A 25,016-nucleotide genomic window follows, 5' to 3' on the forward strand; every position below is an offset into this window, starting at 1 on the left:
GTTGGGGTACGCCGGAGCAGATCACCGACCCCGAGTACTCCACCCTCGCGTTCCTCAAGGGCCTGAAGCAGGTCGACGGCTGGCAGGACATGCCCCTGACCGACGCCGCCCAGACCGTGCAGGTGTCCGCCTACCCCGACGCGTACGCGCAGTGGGAGCAGCAGGCCGCCGACCTCGTCACCCAGCACTGGAACAGCTGACCTAAACCCCGAAGGCCGGCACCCGACAACGGGTGCCGGCCTTCGGCAGCTCCGGACCAGGGGCATGATGGCGGGATGGCTGCGTGGTCGGACCGTACCGGAGTGGTCGTACTGCCCGGCGGGGCCCAGGTACGCGGTCGACCCGCCGCCGCGCCGGCGTCGCCGGCCGACTTCACCGTGCTGCTGGTCGACGGGCCGGCGCCGGCGTGGCCGTACCGACGGGTGCGGTGGCCGGACTTCTGGATACCGGCCGACCGGGACGACGCGGTGGACGCGCTGCGGGAGGCGCTGCGGCGGGCGTACGCCGGGGAACGGGTCGAGGTGGCCTGCCGGGGCGGCAAGGGCCGGACCGGCACGGGGCTCGCCGCCCTGGCCGTGTTGGACGGCCTGCCGGTGCGGCAGGCGGTGCCGTGGGTCCGGCGGCACTACCACTCGCGCGCGGTCGAGACTCCCTGGCAGCGCTGGTGGCTGCGCGCGCTGCCCAGCCTCCGGGACTGACCGTCGCACGGACCGGGAATCCGGCACCGGCACCCCTCCACCCGGACACCTCCCGGCGTGTCAGAGGGAGGAGGAGGTGGCGAGTGGACGCCGACCGGCAGTCGTTCGAGGCGTACGCGCGGGAGCGCGGCGCCGCCCTGTCCCGCCACGCCTACCTGCTCACCGGTGACCACCACCTCGCCGAGGACCTGGTGCAGCAGACCCTGCTGCGGGTGGCGGGGCGGTGGCGGCGGGTGGTGGCCGGCGGCGACCCCGACCCGTACGTGCGCAGGGTGCTCTATCACCAGCATGTCTCCTGGTGGCGGCGGCGGACCCGGCGGGTGGCCGAGTCGCCGTTGGACACCGCCGACCGGGCGGTGCCGGATCCGGCGGACGCGGTGGCGGTGCACCTCGCGGTGCGCGACGCGTTGGCCCGGCTCGCGCCCCGGCAACGCGCCGCCATCGTGCTGCGCTACTACGAGGACCTGTCGGAGGCCCAGGTGGCCGAGACGCTGGGCTGCCGGGTCGGCACGGTGAAGAGCCAACTCCGGGACGGGTTGGCCCGGCTGCGGGTGCTCGCGCCGGAACTGGCGCGGCTGCTGGAGGTGCGGTGATGGGTGACGGGCGGCTGGGCCAGGTGCTGCACCGGATCGCGGCCGACGCGCGGCCCGCCCGGTTGGGGCCGGACCTGTGGGAGCGGGGACGGCGGCGTCGGCGGCGCACCGTGGCCACGGCGGTGGTGGCGGTGCTGGTGGTGCTGGGCGCCGCGCCGGTGGTGCTGCCCCGGGTGCACGCCGACGGGTACGCCCCGGCCGGCGGCGACCGGCCGGTGGTGCCGGCCCGGGTGTACCCGCCGCTGACCGGGCAGGCCGGCGTGGTCGAGCACCCGACCGGGCCGGCCGCCCTGGTGGTCTCCGGCGACCGGGAGCTGCGCGGCAGCGACATCTGGGGCTGGGAGGGACGCAGCCTGCTCGTCGCCCGGGACGGCCGATACCGGCTGGCCCGTACGGTGGGCGAGGTGAGCGCCGGGGTGGGGGACCTGCTGCTCTCCCCGGACGGCCGGCGGCTGGCCGCGATGCCGTGGCTGGAGGGCGTCGCCTACCAGCACGACGTCGCCGGCCCGGGCGGCCCGCAGGGCGTCACCGCGGTGGTCGAGCTCGGCACGGGGGAGAACCGGACCTACCCGGGCGGTTACCCGCTGGCCTGGTCGCCGGACGGCGACTCCCTGCTGCTGCGGCCGGCCACCGAGGATTCCCGGCTCGGCGGGTTGAACCTGCTCGACCTGGCCACCGGGCGGGTGCGCGCGCTGCCCCGGATCGACGAGGAGTTCCGGCTGGGCAACCTGGCCGCGTTCTCGCCGGACGGGGCCCGGCTCGCGGTGGCCACGGTCGACGCGCTGTACGTCGTGGAGACCGCCGGGATGACCGTACGCCGGATCGCCACCCTCACCCCGGCGGAGCGGCTGGCCGGGCCGGGCGCCTGGTCGCCGGACGGCACCCGGCTGGCCATGTGGACGATGGGGGACTGCGAGGACGGGACCACCTGCGACGAGCGGCGCCTCGCCCGGCGGGCGATCCGGCCCGGCTGGCGGGACGCGACGACCGGCGCGGTGGTGGACGGGCCCCGGCTGCCGGCCGCCCGTGGGCTGGCCGCCCGGCTGCTCGGCTGGCAGGGCGACGGTGACGCGGTGGTCGTCGAGTACCAGCCGGAGGCCGGCCTGACCCGCGAGCCGGACAACCCGCGCTGGTCGGAGACCGACTGGTGGGCGGTGGGCTCGGTGACGCTTACCGAGCTGCGCCGCGACGGCTCCCGGCACCGGTTGGTGGACCTGCCGGGCAGCGCGCTGTTCGTGGACGTGCCGGCGGGGCTGCTGGACTCCTTCGGCGGCCCGTCGCCGTCGCGGGTCGAGGGCGCGGTGCGGTGGCTGCTGGCGCTCTGGTGGCCGCTCGGCCAGTTCGTGCTGCTGCTGGTCGCGGCGGTGGTCGCCGGCTCCGGGCTGCGCCGGTGGCGCCGGCGGACCCGGCGGCGCTGACCGGCGGGTCCGGGCGGCGGTCGACGAGAGTCCGCCTCGGGGCCCCGACCGAGATGTTCGGCGGTGAATTCGTCGAGGGGATAAAGTTCGCGCAGTGAGGAAGGTGGCACGGTGCGGGCGCTGATCCTGATCCTGCCGCTGGTCGTCGCGGTCCTCCTGCTGGCGCTCGCGGTGGGCCGGGCGCTGGACCGGCGCTCCGCGCGCTCGGCCCGCTGGCAGGTGGTGCACTACGGGCAGGACGGGCACACCGTGGTCGCGGTGGGGCTGCTGCCCCGCCGCGGCGGTACGCCGCTCGACGAGCACGTGGTGGACCGGATCCCGGCGGGCGATCCGGAGTGGACCACCCGGTTCCTGCACGCCCGGGAGGTCGCCGAGGAACGGGCCTTCCATCTCAACTCGGGCCCGACGGCGTTGCCGGGCTGACGGCGCGCCGCCACGCCGGGGTGGTTAGCCCTTCCTGGATCTTCCCGGTTACCCTGCTCACCCATGAGAGGACGGGCCCTGGCAGCCGCGGTCACCGCCGCCGTACTGATGGCGACGCCGGTCCCGGCCGCCGCGACTCCCCGCGCCGCCGCGGCCCCGGCGGGTACGCCGGTGCCCTGCCCGCGCGTCCCGCCACCGCCGCAGACGAAGCGGCCGCCGAAGCCCGCACCCCCGCCCCGGGTGCCGGCGGACCAGCGGGTGGGTGGCGACGAGCTGGCCACCACCGGCCTGGTCGTGCCGGCCGGCGCGCCGAAACCGCCGGCGGTCAGCGCCACCTCGTGGATCGTCGCGGACCTGGACACCGGCGCGGTGCTCGGCGGTTGCGGCCCGCACGAGTACGGCATCCCGGCGAGCACCCAGAAGCTGCTGCTGGCGGCGACGATGATGCCGAAGCTGAACCCGAAGCAGCTGGTCACGGTCACCCGCGGTGATCTGGACATCGAACCGGGCAGCTCGGCGGTCGGGCTGGTCGAGGGCGGCAGGTACCGGGTCGAGACGGTCTGGCTCGGGCTGCTGCTCAACTCCGGCAACGAGGCGGCCAACCTGCTGGCCCGGTTGGGCGGCGGGTCGGTCGCCGGTGGCGTGGCGCAGATGAACGCGAAGGCCGAGGAGCTCGGCGCGTTGCAGACCCACGCGGTGACCCCGTCGGGGCTGGACGGCAAGGGGCAGTTCACCAGCGCGTACGACCTGGCGTTGATCGGCCGGGCCTGCTTCGCCCTCCCCGACTTCCGCCGGTACGCGCTCACCGAGAGCACCCAGATCCCGGCGCAGCCGGCGTTGAAGCGACCCGGCTTCCAGATCCAGAACGAGAACAAGCTGATCTACCGCTACGACGGCGCGCTCGGCGGCAAGACCGGCTTCACCGATCTGGCCCGGCACACGTACGTCGGTGGCGCGCAGCGCAACGGCCGGCGGCTGGTGGTCACCCTGCTCAACGCCGAACGCAACCCGATGCCCGGCTGGCAGCAGGGCGCGACCCTGCTGGACTGGGGGTTCGCGCTGCCGAAGGACGCCTCGGTGGGCCGGCTGGTCGAGCCGGGCGAGCTCGCCGCGGAGCGGGACGCGCCCGCCGCCGAGCCGGAGGGGACGGCAGCCGAGCCGGACCCGGCCGACACGCCGGGGCCGGTCGCGGCCTACCGCGCCGCCGAGGACTGGACCCGGCGCTACTGGCCGGCGGCGGCCGCCACCGGCGTGCTCCTCGTCGTCCTGGTGATCGTCGTGCTGGCCCGGGGTCGCGGGGACCGGGGCAAGCGCCGGCGCGGACCGGGCCGCCGCCGCGCCGCCTGACGGCGGGCGGGTCACCGCCTGCGTGATCTGACCGGTTGCCGGGATTCCGGCACGGCCGCCCACCTAAGGTCGACTCATGGCTCCTCGACGGCCGGCGGGCGGGACCGGCCGCCCACGTCCGGCCGGGTAGGCCGGGGTGGCCCGGATCCGTCGGCCCGCCCCGGCGACGGTGGCGAGTCTGCTGGTCTCCGCCGGCCTGCTCGTCGCGCTCAGCCACTGGGCCCGGCACCGGCCACCGGGGCGCTGGGAGCGGGACCTCTTCGCGCTGCTCAACCAGATACCGGGGCCGCTCACGCCGGTGCTCGGGGTGGTGCTGGCCCTCGGCTCGTACCCGGCGGTGTTCGTCGCGGCGGTCGGGGCGGCCGCCGCGCGCCGCTACCGGCTGGCCCGGGACCTGCTGGTCGCCGGCAACCTCGGCTACTGGCTGACGGTGCTGGTCCGGGCGGCGGTGGGCCGGCGCCGGCCCACCGGCTACCTGGCCGACGTGCGGGTGCACGCCCACGTGCCCGACACGTACGGCTATCCGTCCGGGCACGTGGCGGTGGTGACCGCGCTCGGCGTCGTGCTGGCGCCCGCGCTGCCCCGGCACCTGCGCTGGCTGGTGTGGTCGGCGGTCGGTGCGGTCGCCGTCGCCCGGGTCTACGTCGGGGCGCACCTGCCGGCCGACGTGCTGGGCGGGCTGCTGGTCGGCTGGTTCTCGGCCACCCTGACCCGGCTGCTCGTCGGTGAGGTCGGCCCGGGGGAGGCCGCCGGGCGGATCCGGCGGGTGCTCGCCGGGCGGGGGATCGCGGTGGCCGAGGTGGCCCCGATCGCCGGCGACGCGCGCGGTTCCCGCCCGTGGCGGGTGCGCACCACCGACGGCCGGCGGCTCTTCGTCAAGGTCACCGGCGGGCGGCAGCGGGACGCGGACTGGCTGTACAAGCTGTACCGCCGGCTGCGCTACCGGCACGTCGTCGACGAGCCGCCGTACGTGACGGCGAAGCAGAAGAGCGAGCACGAGACGTACCTGCTGCTGCTCGCGGCGCGGGCCGGAGTGCGTACCCCCGGGTTCGTGGCCACCGCCGCCGACCCGGCGGGGGACGCGCTGCTGGTGGAGGAGTGGGTGGCCGCCCGCCCACTGGACGGCCTCGGCCCGGGCGAGCTGGGCCCGGACGCGCTGGTGGACGTCTGCCGGCAGGTGGCGGCGCTGCACCGCGCCGGGCTGGCGCACGGCGACCTGCGGGCCGCCAACATCCTGGTCGCCGACGCCACCGCCTGGCTGGTCGACCTGGGTTTCGGCACCGACGACGCGACCCCCGAGCAGCAGGCCCGGGACCTGGTGGAGCTGCTGGTCACGCTGGCCTGCCTGGCCGGGGTACGGCCCACCGTGGACGCGGCGGTCGGCCAACTCGGCGCCGGCCCGGTCGCCGACAGCCTGCCCTGGCTGCAACGGGCGCTGCTGTCCCGGGCCGGGCGCGCGCTGCTCGCCGCCCACCCGGAGGTGCTCGACGCGCTGCGCGAGGAGATCACCCGCCGCTGCCCGGACCGGCCGGGGCAGCTCGCCCGGGTGGTACGGGTCAGCCGGCGCGACGTGTTCCTGCTGGTGATGCTGGGGCTGCTGGTGCACTTCCTGCTGCCGCAGCTGGCCCAGGTGCGGGTCGCGGCGCACGCGCTGGTGCACGCCGTCCCGGGCTGGGCCGCCGCCGCCCTGCTGGCCTCCGCGGCCACCTACCCGCTCAGCGCGTACGCCCTGCGGCTGGCCACGGCGGAGCGGGTGCCGCTGCGGGAGACCGTGCTGGTGCAGGTGGCCGCGTCGTTCGCGAACCGGCTGGCGCCGGGCGCGGTCGGGGGCGCCGCGCTCGGGGTGCGGTACCTGCGGCAGCGGGGCCTGTCGGTGGCGGTGGCCGCCACGGCGGTCGCGGTGACCCGGGTCGCCGGCATCCTGTCGGTGCTGGTCCTGCTGCCGGTGCTGGTGCCCTTCGCCCGGACGGCGGGCCGTCACCTCACCGGGGCCGCCACGGCCCGGGCGCTGACCGTGCTGCTGGTGGTGGTGGCGGTGCTGCTGGGGATCGCCGGGGCGCTCGCCGTGCCGCGGCTGCGGGCCCGGGTGCGCGCCGCGCGTCGCCAGGCCGCCGGGGCGGTACGCGCGCTGTGGCACAGCCGGCGGATGCTGCGGCTGCTGTCGGCCAGCGTGGGGCTCACCCTCGCCTACGGGGCCTGCCTCTGGTTCTCGCTGCTGGCCGTGGGGCTGCCGGTGGACCTGGCGCTGGTGCCGGCGGTGGTGCTGGTGTGCATCGTGGGGGAGGGAGTGGCCACGGCCGCTCCGACGCCGGGTGGGCTCGGTGCCACCGAGGCGGCCCTGGTGTCCGGTCTGTTGCTGTCCGGTACGCCGACGGCGACGGCGGTGGCCGGGGTGCTGGTGTACCGGCTGGCCAGTTTCTGGCTCCCGGTGCTGCCCGGCTACGCGGCGCTGCGGCTGCTGGTCCGCCGGCACATGCTCTGAGGGCGGTGACCGGATTGGATCATCCGTCGATGGGAAAGCCGGCCCGATGAGGGAGGAGAGCCGCGGCCGGGTCGTCGTGGTGTCGGCAGACGTGGGCGCGGGCCACGACACCGCGGCCGCCGAGCTGGCCCGCCGACTGTGCGAGCGTGGCTTCCTGGTGGACCGGGTCAACCTCCTGGAGACCCTGCCCCGGCCCGTACGCTGGGCGTTCCGCGAGGCTTACCGGGGCATCCTGCGCTGGCTGCCCTGGGGGTACGAGGCGCTGTTCACCATGACCAGCCGGTCCCGCCGATCGGTGACGGTGATCCGGATGCTGCTGTGGCCGGTGCGCCGCCGGATGCGCCGGCGCATCCCGCCGGACACCCGGGCGGTGGTCACCACGTACCCGTTCGCCAACCAGCTGCTCGGGCCACTGCGGGAACGACGGCGCCTCGGCGTACCCGTGCTCACCTACGTGACCGATTTCGTGGTGCACCCGACCTGGGTGTCGCCGGGGGTGGACGTGTACTGCGCGCTGCGCCACGCCGAGCTGCGGCCGGTCCCGCACCCGGTCACCGTCGAGGAGGTCCAGCCGCTGGTGCCGGCGGCGTTCACCACCGCGCCCGAGGTGAGCCGGGGGGAGGCCCGGTCCCGGTTCGGGCTGCCCCGGCACGACCGGCTGGCCCTGATCGTGGCGGGCGCCTGGGGCGCCGGGGACGTGGAGACGACGGTGGCCGAGGTCGCCGCGACCGGCTGCGTGCGGCCGGTGGTGGTCTGCGGTCGCAACGAGGCGTTGCGGGAGCGGCTGTCCCGCGCCCACGAGCACGTCCTCGGCTGGGTCGACGACATGCCCACGCTGATGCGCGCGGTCGACGTGGTGGTGGAGAACGCCGGCGGGCTGACCTGCCAGGAGGCGCTGGCCAGCGGCGTGCCCGTGGTGACGTACCGGCCGATCGCCGGGCACGGCCGGGCCAACGCCGCCGTGCTGGCCCGGTCCGGGCTGACCCGCTGGGCGCCCTCGGCGCACCACCTGCGGCGGGTGCTCGCCGCCCTCGACGGCGATCCGCCGGTCGGCGCCACCGGTGCGGGCGACGGCAGGTGGGCCGGCGAGGACTGGGTGGCGTCGACCGACCCGGCGCAGCTCGTCGCGCGGGCCGCGACCGCCGCGCCGGTCGTCGGGGCGCTGCCGGCGGGCCGGGTCCGCACCCTGGTCACCTCGATCGGCGACTTCGTCGGCGACGCGACGGCCGTGCTGATCGCCGTCGCCCAGTCGGCCACCCTGACCCGGACCGGCCGCCGGTGACGGGCCGCGTCGAGGTGACCGGTGCCTGGGCGGGCCGGCTGCGCCGGGCGGCCCCGGCGCTGCGCACGGTCGCGGCCACGCTGGCCGCGGCGCAGGCCGCGCCGGCGCTCACCGCCCTGCCCGGCCTGCGGGGGTGCTGCCTGCCCGGTCTCAACGGCGGTGTCGGGGCGGGCCGGGTGGCGCTGACCTTCGACGACGGGCCGGACCCCGAGTCGACCCCCTGGTTCCTGGCGGTGCTCGCCGAGCACTCCGTCCGGGCGACCTTCTTCGTGCTCGGCTCGATGCTGGACCGCTCGCCGCACCTGGGCCGGCGGATCGCCGACGCCGGGCACGAGGTCGCCGTGCACGGCTGGGACCACCGCAACCTGCTGCTGCGCGGGCCGGTGGCCACCTGGCGGGAACTGGCCCGCACCCACGAGCTGGTCACCCGGGTCACCGGCCGGGAGCCCCGCTTCTTCCGCCCGCCGTACGGGGTGCTCACCGGCTCGGCCCTGTTCGCCGCGCGCCGGCTGGACCTGCGCCCGGTGCTGTGGACCTGCTGGGGCCGGGACTGGACCCGCACCGCCACCAGCGCCACCGTCTACGACACCGTCCGGGCCGGGCTGGGCCCCGGCGGCACCATCCTGCTGCACGACTCGGACTGCACCTCCGCGCCGGGCGCCTGGCGGTCCAGCCTCGGCGCGCTGCCCCGGCTGCTCGCCGAGTGCCGCCGGCAGGGCTGGTCGGTGGGGCCGCTGGGCGAGCAACGGGCCGCCGCCCGGTGAGCATCGCGGTGGTGGCCGCCCTCGTCGCGGCGTTCAGCTACGCCGTCTCCACCACCATGCACCAGCGGGCGGCGAAGCGGCAGCCGCCCCGGCGGGCGCTCGACCTCCGGCTGCTGTGGCGGCTGCTGCGTACCCGGCTGTGGCAGCTCGGCTGGGTCCCGGACGTGGCCGGCACGCTGGCCCAGGCGCTGGCCCTGCGCTACGGTCCGCTGGCCGTGGTGCAGCCCGTGCTGGCCAGCGGGCTCTTCATGGCCGTCCTGCTGGAGGCGGCCTGGAACCGGCGGCTGCCGCACTGCCGCGACCTCGCGGCGACGCTGGTCGGCATCGCCGGGGTGGCCGGTTTCCTGGTGGCCACCGACCCGAGGGCGGGGATCGACGACCCGGCGCCGGCCGCCTGGGGGTGGGCGGGGGCCGCGGTGGCCGCCGCGGTGGCCGGCTGTCTGCTGCTGGCCCGGGCGGCCACCGGGGCGACCCGGGGAGCGCTGCTCGGGGTGGCCGCCGGGATCCTCTACGGGATGGCGGCGGCCCTGCTGAAGGCGGTGGCGACCCGGTTCGACGGCGACCCGCTCGCGCTGCTGACCGACTGGCGGCTGGCCGCCCTGGTCGTGGTCGCCGTGGTCGGGGTGCAGGTCAACCAGAGCGCGTTCCAGAGCGGGCGGATCGCGGCGCCGCTGACCGCGCTCACCCTCACCGAGCCGGTGACCGGGGTGGTCATCGGGGTGACCGTGTTCCGGGAGACGCTCTCCCTCGGCGGGGCGCGGACCCCGCTGGTGGTCGCGGCCGTCGCCGCCATCGCGGCGGGGGTCTGGCTGGCCGGCAGCACGTCGCGGGCCCGTTGACCGGCGCGGGGCGGCGCAACCCGGTCGACCCGCGCCCGGTCCCGGGCGGTTCGTCACGGGCGTGGCCCGGACGCGGCGGGGAATCCTACCGGGCCACCCGGCCCGCAGGACGCGAATGGCCGAGCAGGTGACCCGATCGAGTCGGCGTGGCTAACGTCCGTGGACATGAGAGGCCTGCCCGCGGCGCTGGCCGCCGCCCTGCTCCTGCCGGTGCTGACCGTGCCGGCGCCGGCCGTGGCGAAGGCCCGGGCCGGCGCGCCCGTGCGGCCCGGCCGGCTGCCCGCCGAGGCGCCGCCCTGCCCGAACGTGCCCGCCCCGGCGACCCGGCCGCCGCAGCCGCCACCGCCGGCCGACCCGGCCGCCCGGGCGGTCGGCGGGGCCGCGCTGGACACCGCCGGGCTGGTGGTGCCCCGGCAGGCGCCCGTGCCACCGGCGGTCGCCGCCACCGCCTGGCTGGTCGCCGACCTGGACAGCGGCGCGGTGCTCGGCGGCTGCGGCCCGCACGAGTACGCCACCCCGGCCAGCGTGCAGAAGCTGCTGCTGGCGGCCACCATGCTGCCGAAGCTGGACCCGCACCGGGTGGTCACCGTCACCCACGCCGACCTGGACATCGAGCCGGGCAGCTCGGCGGTCGGGCTGGCCGAGGGAGGCCGGTACCCGATCGAGACGATCTGGCTGGGCCTGCTGCTCAGGTCCGGTAACGAGGCGGCGAACGCGCTGGCCCGGCTCGGCGGGGGATCGGTCGCCGGCGGGGTCCGGGAGATGAACGAGAAGGCGCGGGAGCTCGGGGCGTACCAGACGCACGCGGTGACGCCGTCGGGGCTGGACGGGCCCGGCCAGTTCACCAGCGCGTACGACCTGGCGTTGATCGCCCGGGCCTGCTTCGCCGAGCCGGCCTTCCGGCGGTACACGGCGACCCGTACCGCGGTGGTGCCGGGACAGCCGGCGCTGCGGGAGAAGCCGTTCGAGATCCAGAACGACAACCAACTGCTGACCCACTATCCGGGCGCGCTGGGCGGCAAGACCGGCTTCACCGACGTGGCCCGGCACACGTACGTCGGGGCGGCCGAGCGCGGCGGCCGGCGGCTGGTGGTGACCGTGCTCGGCGCCGAGGCCACCGGCCAGCGCGGCTGGCAACAGGGCGCGGCGCTGCTGGACTGGGGGTTCGGCCTGCCCCGGGACGCGGCGGTCGGTGAGCTGGTCCGGCCCGGCGGGACGGCGGTGGCCACGCCGAGCGCCGGGGCGTCCGCCCTGGCCGGGGGCGCCGGGTTGCGGGGCGCGCCGGCCACCGGGACGTCCCGGCCGCCCACCGCGGTGGCCGTCGCGGCGGCGGTGCTGCTGGTGGCCGGCGGCGCGGTGCTGGTGGCGCGCCGGCGGCGGCACCTGCTGCGCGCCCGCTCCGGCGTCGGCCGCTGACCGGGGGTTACCGGGGGACGGGGGCGGAGCTGTCCCGCACCACCAGCTCGGTGGCCAGCTCCACCCGGGGGGACTCGATCTGCTCGCCCTGGGCCAGCCGCAGCACGGTACGGGCGGCGAGCCGCCCCATCTCGGCCAGGGGCTGGCGGACGGTGGTCAGCGGCGGTGACGCCCAGCGGGCCTCGGGCAGGTCGTCGAAGCCGACCACGCTGATGTCGTCGGCGACCCGCGAACCGCGCTGGCGCACCGCCTCGTACACGCCGAAGGCCATCTGGTCGCTGGCGGCGAAGATGGCGGTCGGCGGGTCGTCGAGGTCGAGCAGCGCGGACCCGGCGGCGAAGCCGGAGGCGTGGTAGAAGTCGCCGGGCTGGACCAGCCGGTCGTCCAGCGGCACCCCGGCGGCCTCCAGCCCGGCCCGGTAGCCGTCCAGCCGGGCCCGGCTGCACAGCAGGTTGGCCGGGCCGGCGACGAAGCCGATCCGGCGGTGGCCGAGCCCGAGCAGGTGCTCGGTCGCGGCGAGGCCACCGGTCCAGTTGGTCGCGCCGACGCTCGGCACGTCGGTGGCTGGCACGCCGGCCGGGTCGACCACCACCACCGGCACGTTGAGCCGGCGCAGCTGGGCGTGCACCGGCTGGCTCAGCTGCGAGGTCACGAAGATGACCCCGTCGGTGGCCCGCGCCCGCAGGTTCTGCAACCACTGCCGGGTCGAGGTGGACTCGCGGTGGATGGCCGACACGACGGTGCCCGCGCCGGCCCGGTGGGCGACGTCCTCCACCCCGCGGATGATCTCCACCGCCCACGGGCTGTCCAGGTCGTTGAAGACCAGGTCGACCAGGTTGGCGCGGGTGACCGTGCGGTTGCCGCGCCGCCGGTAGCCGTGGTGCCGCAGCAGTTCCTCGACCCGCTCGCGGGTGCCCGGCGCGACGTCGGAGCGCCCGTTGAGCACCCGGGACACGGTGGGCACGGAGACGCCGGCCTCCCGCGCGATCGCCGTGATGGTCACCCTGCGTTCGTCGTCCGCCTTCACGGTGTCTCCTCCTGCGGCCGTGCCCGTCGGCCGCATCCCTGCCGGGGCCCGGCGGCGTGCGCGTGCCACGGCCAATCTTGCCCCACCGGCGGGGGTTGACGACAGGCCGGGACGGGTTCTAGCGTTCCCGCAAATTACGGAAACGTTTCGGAAACGAGCCGGTGTCCTTTCCGACGGCCCGGTTCGCCGGGCGCCCGCCTCTCCTCAGCGTCGAGTGGGCGATCGGTGCGGCCCACGCGTACCTCCGGTCCCGCCCGGCCGCGGCCCGCGGCCCGGCCCCGGGGCGCCGAACCGGGGCTACTTCCGGAACGGGCCCGGCCGCGCCCCCAGCGGCGAAGCGAAAGGTACGACGATGAGCGGACCCACCCGGCCCGGCCGCGCGCCGGTGGCCGAGAACCTCCGGCGCCCGCACCCGGGCCGCGCCGTCGCGGCGGCCTGAGGGTGCACACCGACCTGCCCGAGGAGCAGTTGCGCGGCTACCGCAGCGGGCTGCGCGAACCGGCGGACTTCGACCAGTTCTGGGCCGACACCCTCGCCGACGCCCGCGCCTGCGACGTTCCCGTCACGGTGACCCCGGTGGCCAGCCCGCTGACCACCGTCGAGGTGTCCGACGTGACCCTCCCCGGCTTCGCCGGGCAACCGGTGCGGGCCTGGCTGCGGCGACCCGCCGGGGCCGACCGGCCGCTGCCGACGGTGGTGCAGTACGTCGGCTACGGCGGCGGCCGGGGCCACCCGCTGGAGAACCTGCTCTGGGCCTCGGCCGGCTTCGCCCACCTCCAACTGGACACCCGCGGCCAGGGGTCGAGCTGGAGTCGCGGCGACACCCCCGACCCGGCGGCGGCCGGCCCGGAGGTGCCCGGCGTGGTCACCCGGGGCATCGACGACCCGCGCCGCTACTACTACCGCCGGCTGTTCACCGACGCCGTACGCGCCGTGGACGCGGCGTGCGACCTGCCCGTCGTCGACCCCGACCGGATCGCGGTGCTCGGCCAGAGCCAGGGCGGTGGCATGGCGCTCGCCGTCGCCGCCCTGGCGCCACGGGTACGCGCGCTGGTGTCGCACGTGCCGTTCCTCTGCGACATCCCGCGCGCCGTGCTGGTCACCGACGCCCACCCGTACCGGGAGATCCGCGACTACCTGGCCGTGCACCGGGACCGCGAGGAGCAGGTGCTGCGCACGCTCGGCTACGTCGACGGGGTGGCCTTCGCCCGGCGGGCCACCGCGCCGGCCCGGTTCTCGGTGGCGCTGATGGACGAGATCACGCCGCCGTCGACGGTCTACGCCGCGGTCAACGAGTACCGGGGTCGGGCCGAGCTGTCGGTGTGGCGGTACAACGGCCACGAGGCGGGCGGGATCGACGACGACGCCGCGGCGGTGGACTTCCTGCGCCGTACCCTCACCGACTGACCGGGCGCGGCCCGGCCGATGCGCCGCCGGCCCGGCACCGGGTCCGGTAGACAGGACGGCGTGGGGTTCGGCCCGGCCAGCACCGTCCGGCGGCTCACGGCGGTGGCCGTGGTGGCCGCGGCGCTCACCGCCGGCTGCCAGCGGCCCGCCCCGCGCCCACCGCCGCCGACCGCCACGTCCCCCGGGCCCCGCGTCGCGGCGGGCTTCGTCGTCCTCACCGACGCCGACCCGAGCATCCGGACCGACATCCGCTACGCCACCGCGCACAACTTCGTCGGCCGGCCGATCACCGGCTACCCCGAACCGCTGTGCCTGCTCACCCGGGCCGCCGCCGACGCGCTGCGCCGGGTGCAGGCCACCGCGCTCGCCGCCGGCCGCAGCCTCAAGGTGTACGACTGCTACCGCCCGCAGCGCGCCGTGGACGACTTCGTCGCCTGGGCGCGGCGCCCCGGCGAGGAGCAGATGAGGGCCGAGTTCTATCCGGACGTGCCGAAGTCGCGGCTGTTCGCCGACGGCTACCTCGGCGCGCCCACCGCGCACAGCCGGGGCAGCACCGTCGACCTGACCCTGGTCCCGGTGCCGACGCCGGCGCAGCCCGGGTTCACCCCCGGGCAGCCGCTGGTGGCCTGCACCGCGCCGGCCGGCGAGCGGTTCGCCGACGACTCGGTGGACATGGGCACCGGGTTCGACTGCTTCGACCCCCGCGCGCACACCGCCGACGCCCGGGTCACCGGGACCGCGCGGGACAACCGGGAGCTGCTGCGGCGGTTGATGACGGCGCAGGGGTTCGAGAACTATCCCCGCGAGTGGTGGCACTACCGGCTCGTCGACGAGCCGTACCCCAACCGCTACTTCGACTTCCCGGTGGCCCGGTGACAGGAGGGTGCCCTTGTTGACGCCTGCGGTAGCGGCGGGGCCCCCGGGTTAACGCACCCGCTGCTCGCGTGCGGCGGCGCGGTGGCGGGAGCGCAGCAACTGCACCGCGATCGGCAGCACCGAGACCAGCACGATGCCGATCAGGATGAACTCGACGTTGGCCCGGACGAACGCGATCCGGCCGAGGAAGTAGCCCAGCACGGTGACCCCGACGCCCCAGAGCAGCCCGCCCACCACGTTGTACGCCACGAACGTCCGGTACCGCATCCGGCTGACCCCGGCGACGATCGGGGTGAAGGTGCGTACCACCGGCACGAAGCGGGCCAGCACCAGCGAGCGGGCGCCGTGCCGGGCGAAGAACCGGTTGGCCCGGGCCACGTGCTGCTGCTTGAACAGCCGGGAGTCGGGGCGGCGGAACAGCGCCGGCCCGACCCGCCGGCCGAACAGGTAACCCACCTGGTCGCCCAGCACGGCGGCCACCCCCACCAGCAGGCAGACCAGCCAGAGCGGCTGGTGCAGGTAGTGGCCGTCGGCGACGAGCAGCCCGGCGGTGAACAGCAGCGAGTCGCCCGGCAGGAAGAACCCGACCAGCAGCCCGGACTCGGCGAAGACGGCGGCCAGCACGCCGATCAGCCCGAAGGTGGAGATCAGCGACTCGGGCGCGAGGAAGCCCGGGCCGGCGGCCCGGGTGCTCAGGAGCGGGGACATCGGCGGCTCCGGGGGGCGGGAACGGCCGCCGTGGCGGCGGGGGGCCCACCCTCGCTACCCCACGCCGCACCCGGCAAACCCGGACGGGCCGAACGCCCCGGGCCGGGCCGACCTGCGGCCCTGCCCACCGGGCGCGCCGGCGGGAAGCGTGGGAGGTGACACACGGCGTGAGGAGGAGCCATGAAGGCACTCGTGTACGGCGGGCCGGGCCGCAAGTCCTGGTCCGAGGTTCCCGATCCGGTCGTCGCCGGCCCCCGGGACGCGATCGTCCGGGTCGACGCGGTCACCATCTGCGGCACCGACCTGCACATCCTCGGTGGCGACGTGCCCGAGGTGCAGCCGGGCCGGGTGCTCGGCCACGAGGCGGTCGGCACGGTGGTGGCGCTCGGTGACGGCATCGGCAACCTGACGGTGGGCGACCGGGTCCTCGCCTCCTGCATCTCCGCCTGCGGCGTCTGCCGCTACTGCCGCCAGGGCGCCTACGGGCAGTGCCTCGGCGGTGGCGGTTGGGTGCTCGGGCACACCGTCGACGGCGTGCAGGCCGAGTACGCGCGCATCCCGTTCGCCGACCTGTCCACCTACCGGCTGCCCGCGTCGCTCTCCGACGAGGCGGCGGTGCTGCTGGCCGACATCCTGCCCACCTCGTACGAGGTCGGGGTGCTCAACGGCCAGGTCCGGCCCGGCGACACGGTGGTGGTGGTCGGCGCCGGCCCGATCGGCCTGGCCGCCATCCTGACCGCGAAGCTGTTCTCGCCGACCCACATCGTCGCGGTGGACAGGGCGCAGAGCCGGCTGGACGCGGCGAAGCAGTTCGGCGCGGACCTGACCGTGCTGGCCGACGCCGACCCGCTGGAGGCGGTCCGGCAGCTCACCGGCGGGCTCGGCGCGGACGTCGTGGTCGAGGCGGTCGGCACCCCGGCCACCTTCGAGCTGTGCACCACCCTGGTCCGCCCCGGCGGCCGGGTGGCGAACATCGGCGTGCACGGCAAGCCGGCCACGCTGCATTTGGAGCGGCTCTGGATCCGCAACGTCACCGTCACCACCGGCCTGGTCGACACGTACTCCACGCCGAAGCTGCTGGACATGCTGGTCGCCGGCCAGCTCGACGTCGGCCACCTGGTCACCCACCGGTTCACCCTGGACCGGATCCTCGACGCGTACGACGTCTTCGCCCGGCCGGCGGAGACCGGTGCGCTGAAGGTCCTGCTGACCCGCGGCTGACCGCCGCGGCCGGGCCCGGCCGGCACACCCCCGGCCGGCCGGGCTCAGCGCTGCTTCAGCGGCAGCCAGGCCAGCACGTCACGGATCTTGGCGTCCCAGTACGCCCAGTCGTGGTCGCCGGGGGACCAGTCGACCGTGAGCGGCACGCCCCGGCGCTGCGCCGCCGCGACGAACCGGCGGTTGTCCTCGTAGAGGAAGTCCTCGGTGCCGCAGGCCAGGTAGAGCGCGGGCAGGTCGTCACCGGCCCGCTCGACGAGGGCCACCGTGTCCGCGTCCTCGGCGGGCGGCCGGTCGCCGAAGACGGTGTGCCAGACGGCCGGGTCGAGCGGGTGGGTCGGGTGGTCCCGCCGGTGGACCACGTCGAGCGCGCCGGAGAGGCTGGCCGCGGCGGCGAACCGGCCCGGGTCGCGCAGCGCCCACTTGACCGCGCCGTACCCGCCCATCGACAGGCCGGCGACGAAGGTGTCCTCCCGGCGGTCGGAGAGCCGGAAGAACGAGTGGCACACCCGGGGCAGCTCGTCGGTGAGGAACCGCCAGTACCGGTTGCCGTGCGCCTCGTCGGTGTAGAAGCTGCGACCGGCGTTCGGCATGACGACGGCCAGGCCCAGCGGTGCCACGTAGCGTTCGATGGCGGTGCGCCGGGTCCAGATGGTGTCGTCGTCGGTGAGGCCGTGCAGCAGGTAGAGCACCGGCGGGTCACCGGCCGGGGGGCTGCCCGCCAGGCCGATCTGGGCGGCGGCCCGCTCGGGCAGCAGCACCGTCATCGAGGTGCCCATGCCGAGGGCCTCGGAGAAGAAGTCGCACCGGATCCGCGCCATGGTCCCCGACCCTACCGAGGTCCCGGCGCGGCTGGCGCGCTCTCCCGTCCGGGGCGGAATCGACTGTTCCTATTGCCCTCGGACGGTGGCGGGGGACAGGATGACCAGGCGCGCCGGAAACATTCCCGTAACCCGCGCGCAGCTGGTCTCTGTCACAAGGAAGTGGGAGGCAGTCATGAGCGACGCGTCCACCGCGCTCGGTGTCCGGCTCTATCCGGACCTGGTCGAGCAGGACGGGCTCGCCGCCGCGCTGGCCGACTGCGCCGCCCGGCACGGGCTGTCCATCGGCCGGTTGAGCGCCCCGGAGAGCGGGCGGGCGCACTACACCCACGCCGAGATCTCCTGTGACCGGGGCCTGGTCCGGGTCGGGCTGGCCCGGGAGGCCCGCTACTTCATGGTGGACATCTCCGAGGGCGGCCGGGTACGCGCCCACGGTGACGCCTGCGACCTGCTGCCCGTCGTGCAGCTGGCCGAGGCGTGGTGCGGCGGGGTCGAGCTGACCGAGCTGGCCGCCCGCTTCCCGTTCCTGAAGCGCAAGAAGGACTGACCCCGCGTCCGATCGCGGCCCCGAAGCTCCGGTGCCGTCGGGCGCGGTGCGACCGCTGTCAGCGTCGTGTGCGTGGCCTGCCAGCAGGCCCGGCCATGGTGGCTGCCATGAGCTACGCATTCGAGGCGGAGGGCCTGGTCAAGCGGTTCGGTGCGACGACCGCGCTGGCCGGGATCGACCTCGCCGCACGACCGGGGACGGTGCTGGGGGTGCTGGGGCCGAACGGCGCCGGCAAGACCACCGCGGTACGCATCCTCGCCACTCTGCTGCGCCCGGACTCCGGGCGCGCCACCGTCGGTGGCCACGACGTGGTCCGCGACGCCGGCACGGTGCGCCGGCTGATCGGGCTGACCGGGCAGTACGCCTCGGTCGACGAGGACCTGACCGGCACCCAGAACCTGGTGCTGATCGGCCGGCTGCTCGACCTGAGCCGGCGCGACGCGCGGGCCCGGGCGGCGGAGCTGCTCGCCTGGTTCGACCTGACCGATGCGGCGGGACGGCCGGCCAAGACGTACTCCGGTGGCATGCGCCGCCGGCTGGACCTGGTCGCCAGCCTGGTCGGCCGGCCGGAGGTGATCTACCTGGACGAGCCGACGACCGGCCTGGACCCGGCCAAGCGGGAAGAGATGTGGGGCGTGGTCCGCTCGCTCGTCGACGACGGGTCGACCGTGCTGCTGACCACGCAGTACCTGGACGAGGCCGACGCGCTGGCCGACGAGATCTCGGTGATCGACCACGGTCGGGTGATCGCGCACGGCACGCCGGGCGAGCTGAAGCGGATCGCCGGCAGTCAGACCATCGTGGTCCGGCCGACCGACCCGGACCGGATCGGCGAGGTCGCCGACATCCTGCGCGCCGGCACCGGCGCCGAACCCGAGCTGCCCCGGCCCGGCCTGCTCACCGTGCCGGTGGAGAGCGACGCGGCGTTCACCACGGTGGTCCGCCGGCTCGACGACGCCGGCATCGGGGTGGTCGAGCTGGCGTTGCGGCTGCCCAGCCTCGACGAGGTGTTCTTCACGCTGACCGGCCACGGCGCCGCCGAGCCGACGGAGGTGCCGGCATGACCACGACCACCCGTACGGCGGCGACGCCGCCCCGGACCAGCCTGCCCCGGGCCGACGCCCGCCCGTTCGGGCTGGCCCGGCACAGCCTGTCACTCGCCGGCCGTAGCCTGATCAAGACGGTGCGTACGCCGGAGCAGCTGCTGGACGTGACGCTCCAGCCGGTCGTCTTCGTGGTCATCTTCGTCTACCTGCTGGGCGGCGCGATCTCCGGCTCGCAGCACGCGTACCTGGAGTTCCTGCTTCCGGCGATCATGGTGCAGACCGTGCTGTTCGCCTCGATCGCGACCGGGGTCAGCCTCAACACCGACGTGGAGAAGGGCGTCTTCGACCGGTTCCGCAGCCTGCCGATCGCCCGATCCGCGCCGCTGGTCGGCTCGGTGGTCGGCGACCTGGTCCGGTTCGTGGTCTCCATCGTGGTGCTGTTCGCGTTCGGCTACGCCATCGGCTTCCGGATCGGCACCGATCCGCTGTCCACGGTGGCGGCCTGCCTGCTGACCATCGCGTTCGCGTTCGCGGTGAGCTGGATCGGCGTGCTGCTCGGCGTGCTGATGCGCAGCCCGGGCGCCGTGCAGGGCACCGCGTTCCTGGTGCTGTTCCCGCTGACCTTCGGCACCAACATGATGGTGCCGACGGACACGCTGCCCGGCTGGTTGCAGTGGTGGGTCGGGGTGAACCCGGTGGCCGACGTGATGGCGGCGGCCCGGGGCCTGATCATCGGCGGGCCGGTGGCCGGGCCGGTGACCCGGTCGCTGCTCTGGACCGTGGCGATCATCGCGGTCTTCGCCCCGCTCGCCGTCCGGGCCTACCGGCGTCGGGCCTGACCGCCTCACCGAGCCGGGTCGCCGCCCACGGACGCGAGGGCGTCGGCCCGGCTCAGGCCGTGCCCTCGGGCGTACGCGGCGGCGTACCCGTCGTCGCCCAGCTCGGCGCGCAGCCGCTCGGCGAGCCGCTGCGCGTCCGCGTTGGACCGGTCCGGCCAGCCGCGCAGCGAGTCGGACGTGCCGAGCAGCTCGGCGGCCCGCGCGTACCGGCCGTCCGCCTCGGCGAGGGCCGCCCAGCCGACCGCGATGATCGCGACCACCGGCATGTCCCGGGCGGCGAGGCCCCGCTCGGTGGCCTCGGAGAGGCGTTTCCGTGCCTCCGCCACGTCGCCGCGAGCGAGCGCGAGGTGGCCCCTCGCGGCCAGCAGCAGGCCACGGAACTGTGGCGCCACCATCGGCGCGGCCTCCTGGCGGCGCATCGCGTCGGCGAAGCACTCCTGCGCCTCGTCGAGCGAGCCCTCCAACCGGGCGATGTCGCCGAGCATCATCAGCCCGAACGCGGCGTCCTGGCCGTGCCGGTCGGTCGTCCGGTCGGCGACGAACCGGCGCAGCTCCGCCTTGGCGCCGGCCACGTCGGAGCGGGCCCGGATGGCGGCCAGCCAGATCAGCTGGAAGCTCGGCTCGGCGGCCGGGTCGAGTTCGCGGGCCAGCCGCGCCGACTCCTCCAGCGCGGCCGTCGCCGCCGCGAAGTCGCCCCGCTTGGTCAGGCCGTCGGCGTAGTTGCTCAGGGCCATCGACAGGCTCCACCGCTCGCCGACCGCGCGCAGCTCCTCGACCGCCTCGGTCAGGTCGCGCAGCATGCCCTCGGCGTCGCCGTTGTTCTCCAGGATCTGGCCGCGCATGGCCAGCAGCGTCCCGTCGGTCCACGGGTCGGGATGCCCGCGCGCCCGGTCCACCGCGGCGATCCCGGCGGCCGTGTCGTCGGTGAACATGGACAGCGCCGGTTCGAGCAACGCCACCAGCGGGTGTCCGCTCCCGTTCGCCGCGCGCACCGCCTCGGTCATCTCCGCGACCCGCTCCCCGGTCGGCTCGCGGGCGCCCTGGAACATCTCGGTGACCATCCGGATGGCGAGCACCACGGCCCGTTCCGCCGCCGACGTCGGCCCGGGCAGCGCCAGCGCGCGGGCCAGCACGTCGCCGCCGATCCCGCCGTCGTCGCCCCAGATCACCAGCGGCAGCGCCAGGCCCGCGCCGATCCGCAGCGCGGTGTCCGCGTCACCGGCGTCGCAGGCGAAGTGCAGCGCGCCGACGATGTTCTCCCGCTCCGCCGTCAGCAGCCGCAGCCAGGGCAACTGGCCGGCGGTGCGCAGGTGCGGCTCCGCGGTCGCCACCAGGTCCCGGAAGTACCCGGCGTGCGCGGCGCGCGCCTCGGCGGCGGCCCCGGCGGCGGCGAGCCGCTCCAGCCCGTACTCGCGGATGGTCTCCAACATCCGGAAGCGCCCGTCGCCGACCACCTGGAGCAGCGACTTGTCGACAAGCGCGTCGAGCAGCGCGGCGGCGGCCGGCCCGGCGACGCCGGTCGCCGATTCGCCGGTGATCGAGGAGGGGAAGACCGCGAGCCGCTCGGCCAGCCGGCGCTCGTCGTCGGTGAGCAACCCCCAGCTCCAGTCCACCACCGCCCGCAGCGTCCGGTGCCGGGGCAGCGCCGTGCGGCTGCCGCCGGTCAACAACCGGAACCGGTCGTCCAGCCCGGCCGCGACCTGCCGCGGCGACAGCGTCCGCAGCCGCGCCGCGGCCAACTCGATGGCGAGCGGCAGGCCGTCCAGCCGGCGGCAGATCTCCACCACGTCGGCGACGTTGTCGTCGGTCACCGCGAAACTGGCCCGCACGGCCGCGGCCCGGTCGCGCAGCAACTGCACCGAGGGGTACGCCGCCGCGTCGGCCGGCGTCGCGTCGGCCGGCGGCAGGCGCAACGGCGGTACGGGCTCCAGCGCCTCGCCGACGATGCCCAGCGGCTCGCGGGAGGTGGCCAGCACGCGCAACCCGGGGCAGCGGCCGAGCAGTTCCTCGGCGAGCCGGGCCGCGGCCTCGACGACGTGCTCGCAGTTGTCCAGCACGATCAGCGTCTCGTCGGCGGCGAGCGCGTCGACCAGCCGGCCGAGGGTGTCGCGGACCGTGGGCCGGGCCGGTTCCACCGCCCGGTCGCGGCGGCCCAGCGTGTCGAGCACGGCCCGGGGCACGTCGGCCGGGTCGGTGATCGGCGCCAGCTCGACCAGCCAGGCACCCCCCGGCGCGCCGTCGGCCAACCGGCCCGCCGCGACGCTGGCCAGCCGGGTCTTGCCGGCGCCGCCCGGCCCGATGAGGGTGACCAGCCGGTTGCCGGCGAGCAGCCCGGTGAGCCGGCGCAGGTCCTCGTCCCGCCCGACGAACGTGGTGAGCGCGGCCCGCAGGTTTCCGCGCCGCGCGGCGGCCACCGGCGGCGGGGCCGCCTCGCCCCGCAGCACCGCCAGGTGCGCGGCCCGCAGCTCGGGCGAGGGGTCCACGCCCAGCTCGTCGGCGAGCCGCTGCCGGACCCGCTCGTACCCGGCCAGCGCCTCGGCGGGCCGGCCGGCGGCGGCCAGCGTCCGCAGGTGCAGCGCGGCCAGCCGCTCCCGCAGCGGGTGCGCGGCGGTCAGCTCGGCCAGCTCGGCGCCCAGCAGCTCCGGCCGACCGGTGCGCAGCTCCGCCTCGATCCGGTCCTCCTGGGCGGTGAGCCGCAGCTCCGCCAGCCGGCCCGCCGCCGCGGCCGCGTACGGGGCGTCGGCGACGTCGGCGAGCGCCGGTCCCCGCCACAGCGCCAGCGCGTCCCGTAGCGTGCCGAGCGCCCGCGGCGCGTCCCCGGCCAGCAGCGCCTCCCGACCGTCCCGGGCCAGCGTCGCGAACCGCTCGGCGTCCACGTCGCCCGGGTCCAGGTCGAGCCGGTAGCCGGCGGGACCGCTGCGGACGCCCAGCCCGGGCACCGCCCGGCGCAGCCGGGACACCAGCGTCTGCACGGCGTTGGCGGTGTCGGCCGGCGGCGCGTCCGCCCAGAGCGCCTCGGCCAGCGCCGACACGCTCACCGGCCGGCCCGGATCGAGGGCGAGGCGGATCAGCAGGGCCCGCAGCCGTGCCCCGGCGACGTCGACGAGTCGTTCGCCGTCGCGGACCTCCAGCGGCCCGAGGATCCCCACCCGCACGGCCCCACTCTCTCATCCGCCGAGGTGGTCGCTCAGGGGCGGCCGGCCGGCAGCGGGGGCCCGGCGACGACGAGCGGGCGCATCGGGGTGCGGCCCAGCACGTCGACGAGTCGGGTGGCGAGCGGCCGGGCCAGCGGCAGCACGATGATCGCCACGGCGGCGCCGACGGCCAGGCCGGCGAGGACGTCGTGCGGGTAGTGGGCGGCGATGTACACCCGGGAGAAGCCCATCAGCACGGCGGCGACCGTGGTGACCAGGCCGAGCCGGCGGGAGACGAACCACAGCGCGGTGGCCGCCGCGCCCGCCATCACCGAGTGGTCGGAGGGAAAGGAGAAGTCGGTGCTGCGGGTGGCCAGCACGAGGATGCCCGGGTGGGCGGTGTACGGGCGGGGCTCGTGGAACAGGGCGACCAGTGGCTGGTTGACCGCGATCGCCAGGCCGGTGGCCACCGGTGCCAGCAGGGCGGCCGCCGTCCGTCGCGGGTCGCCGGTGCCGCGGGCGTACCACCACCCGGCCAGCATCAGGGCCGCGAAGAGCAGCACCCCGTAGCCGGCGTAGCCGGTCAGCGCGGCGTGCAGCCAGGGGGTCGCCACCGCGAACCGGTTGATCCCGTCGAACAGCCCGGCGTCCATCGCCGCCCCCCGTCGTCCGCTGAGTCCTACAATGTTTGTAGTCAGCAGCCTACTCCGACAATATTTGTAGTTACTGGGGGACGGGTGAAGAACCGACGCCGCGGGCACGGGGACCTCGAACACGAGATCCTCGCGGTGCTCGCCGCCGCCGACGCCCCGCTCACCCCGGCCGAGGTTCGGGAGCGCCTCGACGCCGGCCTGGCCTACAACACCGTCACCACGGTGCTGGCCCGCCTGCAAGACAAGGGCCGGGTGACCCGCCGCCCGGCCGGCCGCGCCTACGCCTACCGGGCCGTGCGCGACCGGGCCCAGGTGGTCGCGCACCAGATGCGCCGCCTGCTCGACGACGACAGTGACCGCTCTGCCGTGCTGACCCGGTTCGTCGGCGCCCTCACCCCCGAGGACGAGGCGCTCCTGGTCGCCCTGCTCCACCGCGCCGAGCCGGACCAGACATGATCACCCCGCTGCTGGCGGTGCTGACCGCGACCCTGGCGTACGCCGGCTGCGGGCCGTGGCTCAGCCGTACGCTGCGCCCGTCCCTGGCCGTCCGCCTGCTCGCGCCGGCCGGCCTGGCGGTCACCGCGACCCTGTGGTTCGCCGCGGCCGTCACCGCGTTCACCTGGGTCGGCCAGGACGCCGAGGTCGCCGCCGTCGGCGCCTGGTCCGCCCAGGCGCTGCGGTCGCAGGCCCCACTGCCCTGGCCGGTCCCCGCCGCCGCCCTGCTCGGGCTCGCGCTCGGCGCGGCCCGCACCGCCGTCTTCCTCGGCCGGCGGGCCCGGGCGATGCGCGTCGCGCACCGCGACTGCGGGCGGCTCGCCGCGCCCGGTGCACTGGTGGTGCTCGACAGCGACGTCCCCGACGCCTTCACCACCCCGGAGGCGGCCGGCCGGATCGTGGTCACCCGCGGCATGCTGCGCGCGCTGTCCGCCGACGAGCGCGCCGCCCTGCTCGCCCACGAGGGCTCCCATCTGTCGCACCGGCACGCCTGGTGGGTGGCCGCGGTCGACCTGGCCGCCAGCGCCAACCCGTTGCTGCGGCCCACCGCCCGCCGGCTGCGCAACGCGATCGAGCGGTGGGCCGACGAGGACGCCGCGGCGCGGCTGGGGGACCGGCGGCTGGTCGCCCGGGCCCTGGCCCGCGCCGCGCTGGCCCGCCGGCGGTACGCCGCCGGTCCGCTGCCCGCCGCCACCGGCGGTGACGTGCCCGACCGGGTCCGCGCCCTGCTCGACCCGCCCGCCACCCGCCGTGGCCCCGCGCTCGCCGTGCTCACGCTCGTGCTCAGCGTGCTGGCGTTCGGCGGGGCGGCCGTCCAGCACCAGGGTGAGCACCTGTTCGAGCAGGCCCGCAGCGCGTACGCCGCGCGGGGACAGCAGGCCCCGGAGGCGGAAGCCGGCCGACGGTTGTGACCCGGAACACCGCCGGGTCGGTGGTGACGGGCCGCGTTGGTCGGTTGTCCACAAGATTCCTGCCCTCCGGGT

The 25,016-nt window shown here is 76.3% G+C and carries 23 protein-coding genes and 1 pseudogene; 19 read left to right on the top strand and 5 right to left on the bottom strand.

Annotation, left to right across the window (positions count from 1 at the left end; all coding sequences use genetic code 11):
* From K7640_RS20185 to K7640_RS20235, 11 genes and pseudogenes are all read left to right on the top strand, one after another.
* Positions 1 to 200 (top strand): annotated as a pseudogene (locus K7640_RS20185) (hypothetical protein); the annotation flags it as partial.
* 75 nt (positions 201 to 275) lie between these two features.
* Positions 276 to 698, top strand: a complete 423-nt coding sequence (locus K7640_RS20190) for a protein phosphatase (RefSeq protein WP_222956427.1) — start codon at positions 276 to 278, stop codon at positions 696 to 698.
* Positions 699 to 781: 83 nt separating this feature from the next.
* Positions 782 to 1,291, top strand: a complete 510-nt coding sequence (locus K7640_RS20195; protein WP_222956428.1) for a SigE family RNA polymerase sigma factor — start codon at positions 782 to 784, stop codon at positions 1,289 to 1,291.
* Positions 1,291 to 2,709: a WD40 repeat domain-containing protein gene (locus K7640_RS20200; RefSeq protein ID WP_222956429.1), complete on the top strand. Its 1,419-nt coding sequence runs from the start codon at positions 1,291 to 1,293 to the stop codon at positions 2,707 to 2,709. The genes K7640_RS20195 and K7640_RS20200 overlap by 1 nt, the downstream gene beginning before the upstream one ends.
* A gap of 111 nt (positions 2,710 to 2,820) precedes the next feature.
* Complete coding sequence (locus tag K7640_RS20205) at positions 2,821 to 3,132, top strand: hypothetical protein (protein ID WP_222956430.1); 312 nt, start codon at positions 2,821 to 2,823, stop codon at positions 3,130 to 3,132.
* A gap of 63 nt (positions 3,133 to 3,195) precedes the next feature.
* Positions 3,196 to 4,479, top strand: coding sequence for a D-alanyl-D-alanine carboxypeptidase family protein (locus K7640_RS20210; RefSeq protein ID WP_222956431.1), 1,284 nt, complete (start codon positions 3,196 to 3,198; stop codon positions 4,477 to 4,479).
* Between the two features lie 136 nt (positions 4,480 to 4,615).
* Complete coding sequence (locus K7640_RS20215) at positions 4,616 to 6,961, top strand: flippase-like domain-containing protein (RefSeq protein ID WP_222956432.1); 2,346 nt, start codon at positions 4,616 to 4,618, stop codon at positions 6,959 to 6,961.
* Between the two features lie 46 nt (positions 6,962 to 7,007).
* The gene (locus K7640_RS20220) at positions 7,008 to 8,243 is read left to right on the top strand and encodes a glycosyltransferase (RefSeq protein WP_222956433.1); all 1,236 of its coding nucleotides are present in this window, start codon (positions 7,008 to 7,010) and stop codon (positions 8,241 to 8,243) included.
* Entirely contained in the window at positions 8,240 to 9,007 is a 768-nt protein-coding gene (locus K7640_RS20225; RefSeq protein WP_308042617.1) for a polysaccharide deacetylase family protein, read from the top strand. Before K7640_RS20220 ends, K7640_RS20225 begins: the two co-directional genes overlap by 4 nt.
* Positions 9,004 to 9,846 (top strand): DMT family transporter, encoded by an 843-nt coding sequence (locus K7640_RS20230; protein WP_222956434.1) that lies wholly within the window; start codon positions 9,004 to 9,006, stop codon positions 9,844 to 9,846. The genes K7640_RS20225 and K7640_RS20230 overlap by 4 nt, the downstream gene beginning before the upstream one ends.
* A 165-nt stretch (positions 9,847 to 10,011) precedes the next feature.
* Entirely contained in the window at positions 10,012 to 11,262 is a 1,251-nt protein-coding gene (locus K7640_RS20235) for a D-alanyl-D-alanine carboxypeptidase family protein (protein ID WP_222956435.1), read from the top strand.
* A 7-nt stretch (positions 11,263 to 11,269) separates the two neighbouring features.
* On the opposite strand, the gene K7640_RS20240 is transcribed toward K7640_RS20235, so the two are convergent.
* Complete coding sequence (locus tag K7640_RS20240) at positions 11,270 to 12,289, bottom strand: LacI family DNA-binding transcriptional regulator (RefSeq protein WP_222956436.1); 1,020 nt, start codon at positions 12,287 to 12,289, stop codon at positions 11,270 to 11,272.
* Between the two features lie 441 nt (positions 12,290 to 12,730).
* Between K7640_RS20240 and K7640_RS20245 the strand changes: the two genes are divergently transcribed.
* Positions 12,731 to 13,696: an acetylxylan esterase gene (locus K7640_RS20245; protein ID WP_222956437.1), complete on the top strand. Its 966-nt coding sequence runs from the start codon at positions 12,731 to 12,733 to the stop codon at positions 13,694 to 13,696.
* A gap of 60 nt (positions 13,697 to 13,756) precedes the next feature.
* On the top strand, positions 13,757 to 14,572 hold the full coding sequence (locus K7640_RS20250) for a M15 family metallopeptidase (RefSeq protein ID WP_308042618.1): 816 nt from the start codon (positions 13,757 to 13,759) through the stop codon (positions 14,570 to 14,572).
* 48 nt (positions 14,573 to 14,620) lie between these two features.
* Here the strand turns inward: K7640_RS20250 and K7640_RS20255 are convergent, their stop codons facing one another.
* The gene (locus tag K7640_RS20255) at positions 14,621 to 15,280 is read right to left on the bottom strand and encodes a DedA family protein (RefSeq protein ID WP_222956439.1); all 660 of its coding nucleotides are present in this window, start codon (positions 15,278 to 15,280) and stop codon (positions 14,621 to 14,623) included.
* Between the two features lie 180 nt (positions 15,281 to 15,460).
* Here K7640_RS20255 and K7640_RS20260 point away from each other — a divergent pair, with 180 nt between their 5' ends.
* A complete protein-coding gene (locus K7640_RS20260) occupies positions 15,461 to 16,501 on the top strand; it encodes a zinc-dependent alcohol dehydrogenase family protein (protein WP_222956440.1) in 1,041 nt (346 codons plus the stop codon).
* 44 nt (positions 16,502 to 16,545) lie between these two features.
* Here the strand turns inward: K7640_RS20260 and K7640_RS20265 are convergent, their stop codons facing one another.
* A complete protein-coding gene (locus tag K7640_RS20265) occupies positions 16,546 to 17,319 on the bottom strand; it encodes an alpha/beta hydrolase family protein (protein ID WP_222956441.1) in 774 nt (257 codons plus the stop codon).
* Positions 17,320 to 17,494: 175 nt separating this feature from the next.
* Between K7640_RS20265 and K7640_RS20270 the strand changes: the two genes are divergently transcribed.
* From K7640_RS20270 to K7640_RS20280, 3 genes are all read left to right on the top strand, one after another.
* Positions 17,495 to 17,866 carry a hypothetical protein gene (locus tag K7640_RS20270; protein ID WP_222956442.1) on the top strand — a complete coding sequence of 124 codons (372 nt, stop codon included), beginning with the start codon at positions 17,495 to 17,497 and terminating at the stop codon, positions 17,864 to 17,866.
* 107 nt (positions 17,867 to 17,973) lie between these two features.
* A complete protein-coding gene (locus tag K7640_RS20275; protein WP_222956443.1) occupies positions 17,974 to 18,930 on the top strand; it encodes an ATP-binding cassette domain-containing protein in 957 nt (318 codons plus the stop codon).
* A complete protein-coding gene (locus K7640_RS20280; RefSeq protein ID WP_222956444.1) occupies positions 18,927 to 19,751 on the top strand; it encodes an ABC transporter permease in 825 nt (274 codons plus the stop codon). The genes K7640_RS20275 and K7640_RS20280 overlap by 4 nt, the downstream gene beginning before the upstream one ends.
* A 5-nt stretch (positions 19,752 to 19,756) precedes the next feature.
* Here the strand turns inward: K7640_RS20280 and K7640_RS20285 are convergent, their stop codons facing one another.
* Positions 19,757 to 22,906: a BTAD domain-containing putative transcriptional regulator gene (locus K7640_RS20285; RefSeq protein WP_222956445.1), complete on the bottom strand. Its 3,150-nt coding sequence runs from the start codon at positions 22,904 to 22,906 to the stop codon at positions 19,757 to 19,759.
* Between the two features lie 32 nt (positions 22,907 to 22,938).
* The gene (locus K7640_RS20290; protein ID WP_222956446.1) at positions 22,939 to 23,538 is read right to left on the bottom strand and encodes a phosphatase PAP2 family protein; all 600 of its coding nucleotides are present in this window, start codon (positions 23,536 to 23,538) and stop codon (positions 22,939 to 22,941) included.
* Between the two features lie 84 nt (positions 23,539 to 23,622).
* On the opposite strand from K7640_RS20290, the gene K7640_RS20295 reads away from it, so the two are divergent.
* Positions 23,623 to 23,994 (top strand): BlaI/MecI/CopY family transcriptional regulator, encoded by a 372-nt coding sequence (locus K7640_RS20295; protein ID WP_222956447.1) that lies wholly within the window; start codon positions 23,623 to 23,625, stop codon positions 23,992 to 23,994.
* Positions 23,991 to 24,944, top strand: coding sequence for a M56 family metallopeptidase (locus K7640_RS20300; RefSeq protein WP_222956448.1), 954 nt, complete (start codon positions 23,991 to 23,993; stop codon positions 24,942 to 24,944). Before K7640_RS20295 ends, K7640_RS20300 begins: the two co-directional genes overlap by 4 nt.
* Positions 24,945 to 25,016 lie beyond the last annotated feature (72 nt).

Origin of the sequence: Micromonospora sp. PLK6-60, from assembly GCF_019890675.1 — a bacterium.
In the GTDB taxonomy this organism is placed as follows: Bacteria; Actinomycetota; Actinomycetes; order Mycobacteriales; family Micromonosporaceae; genus Micromonospora.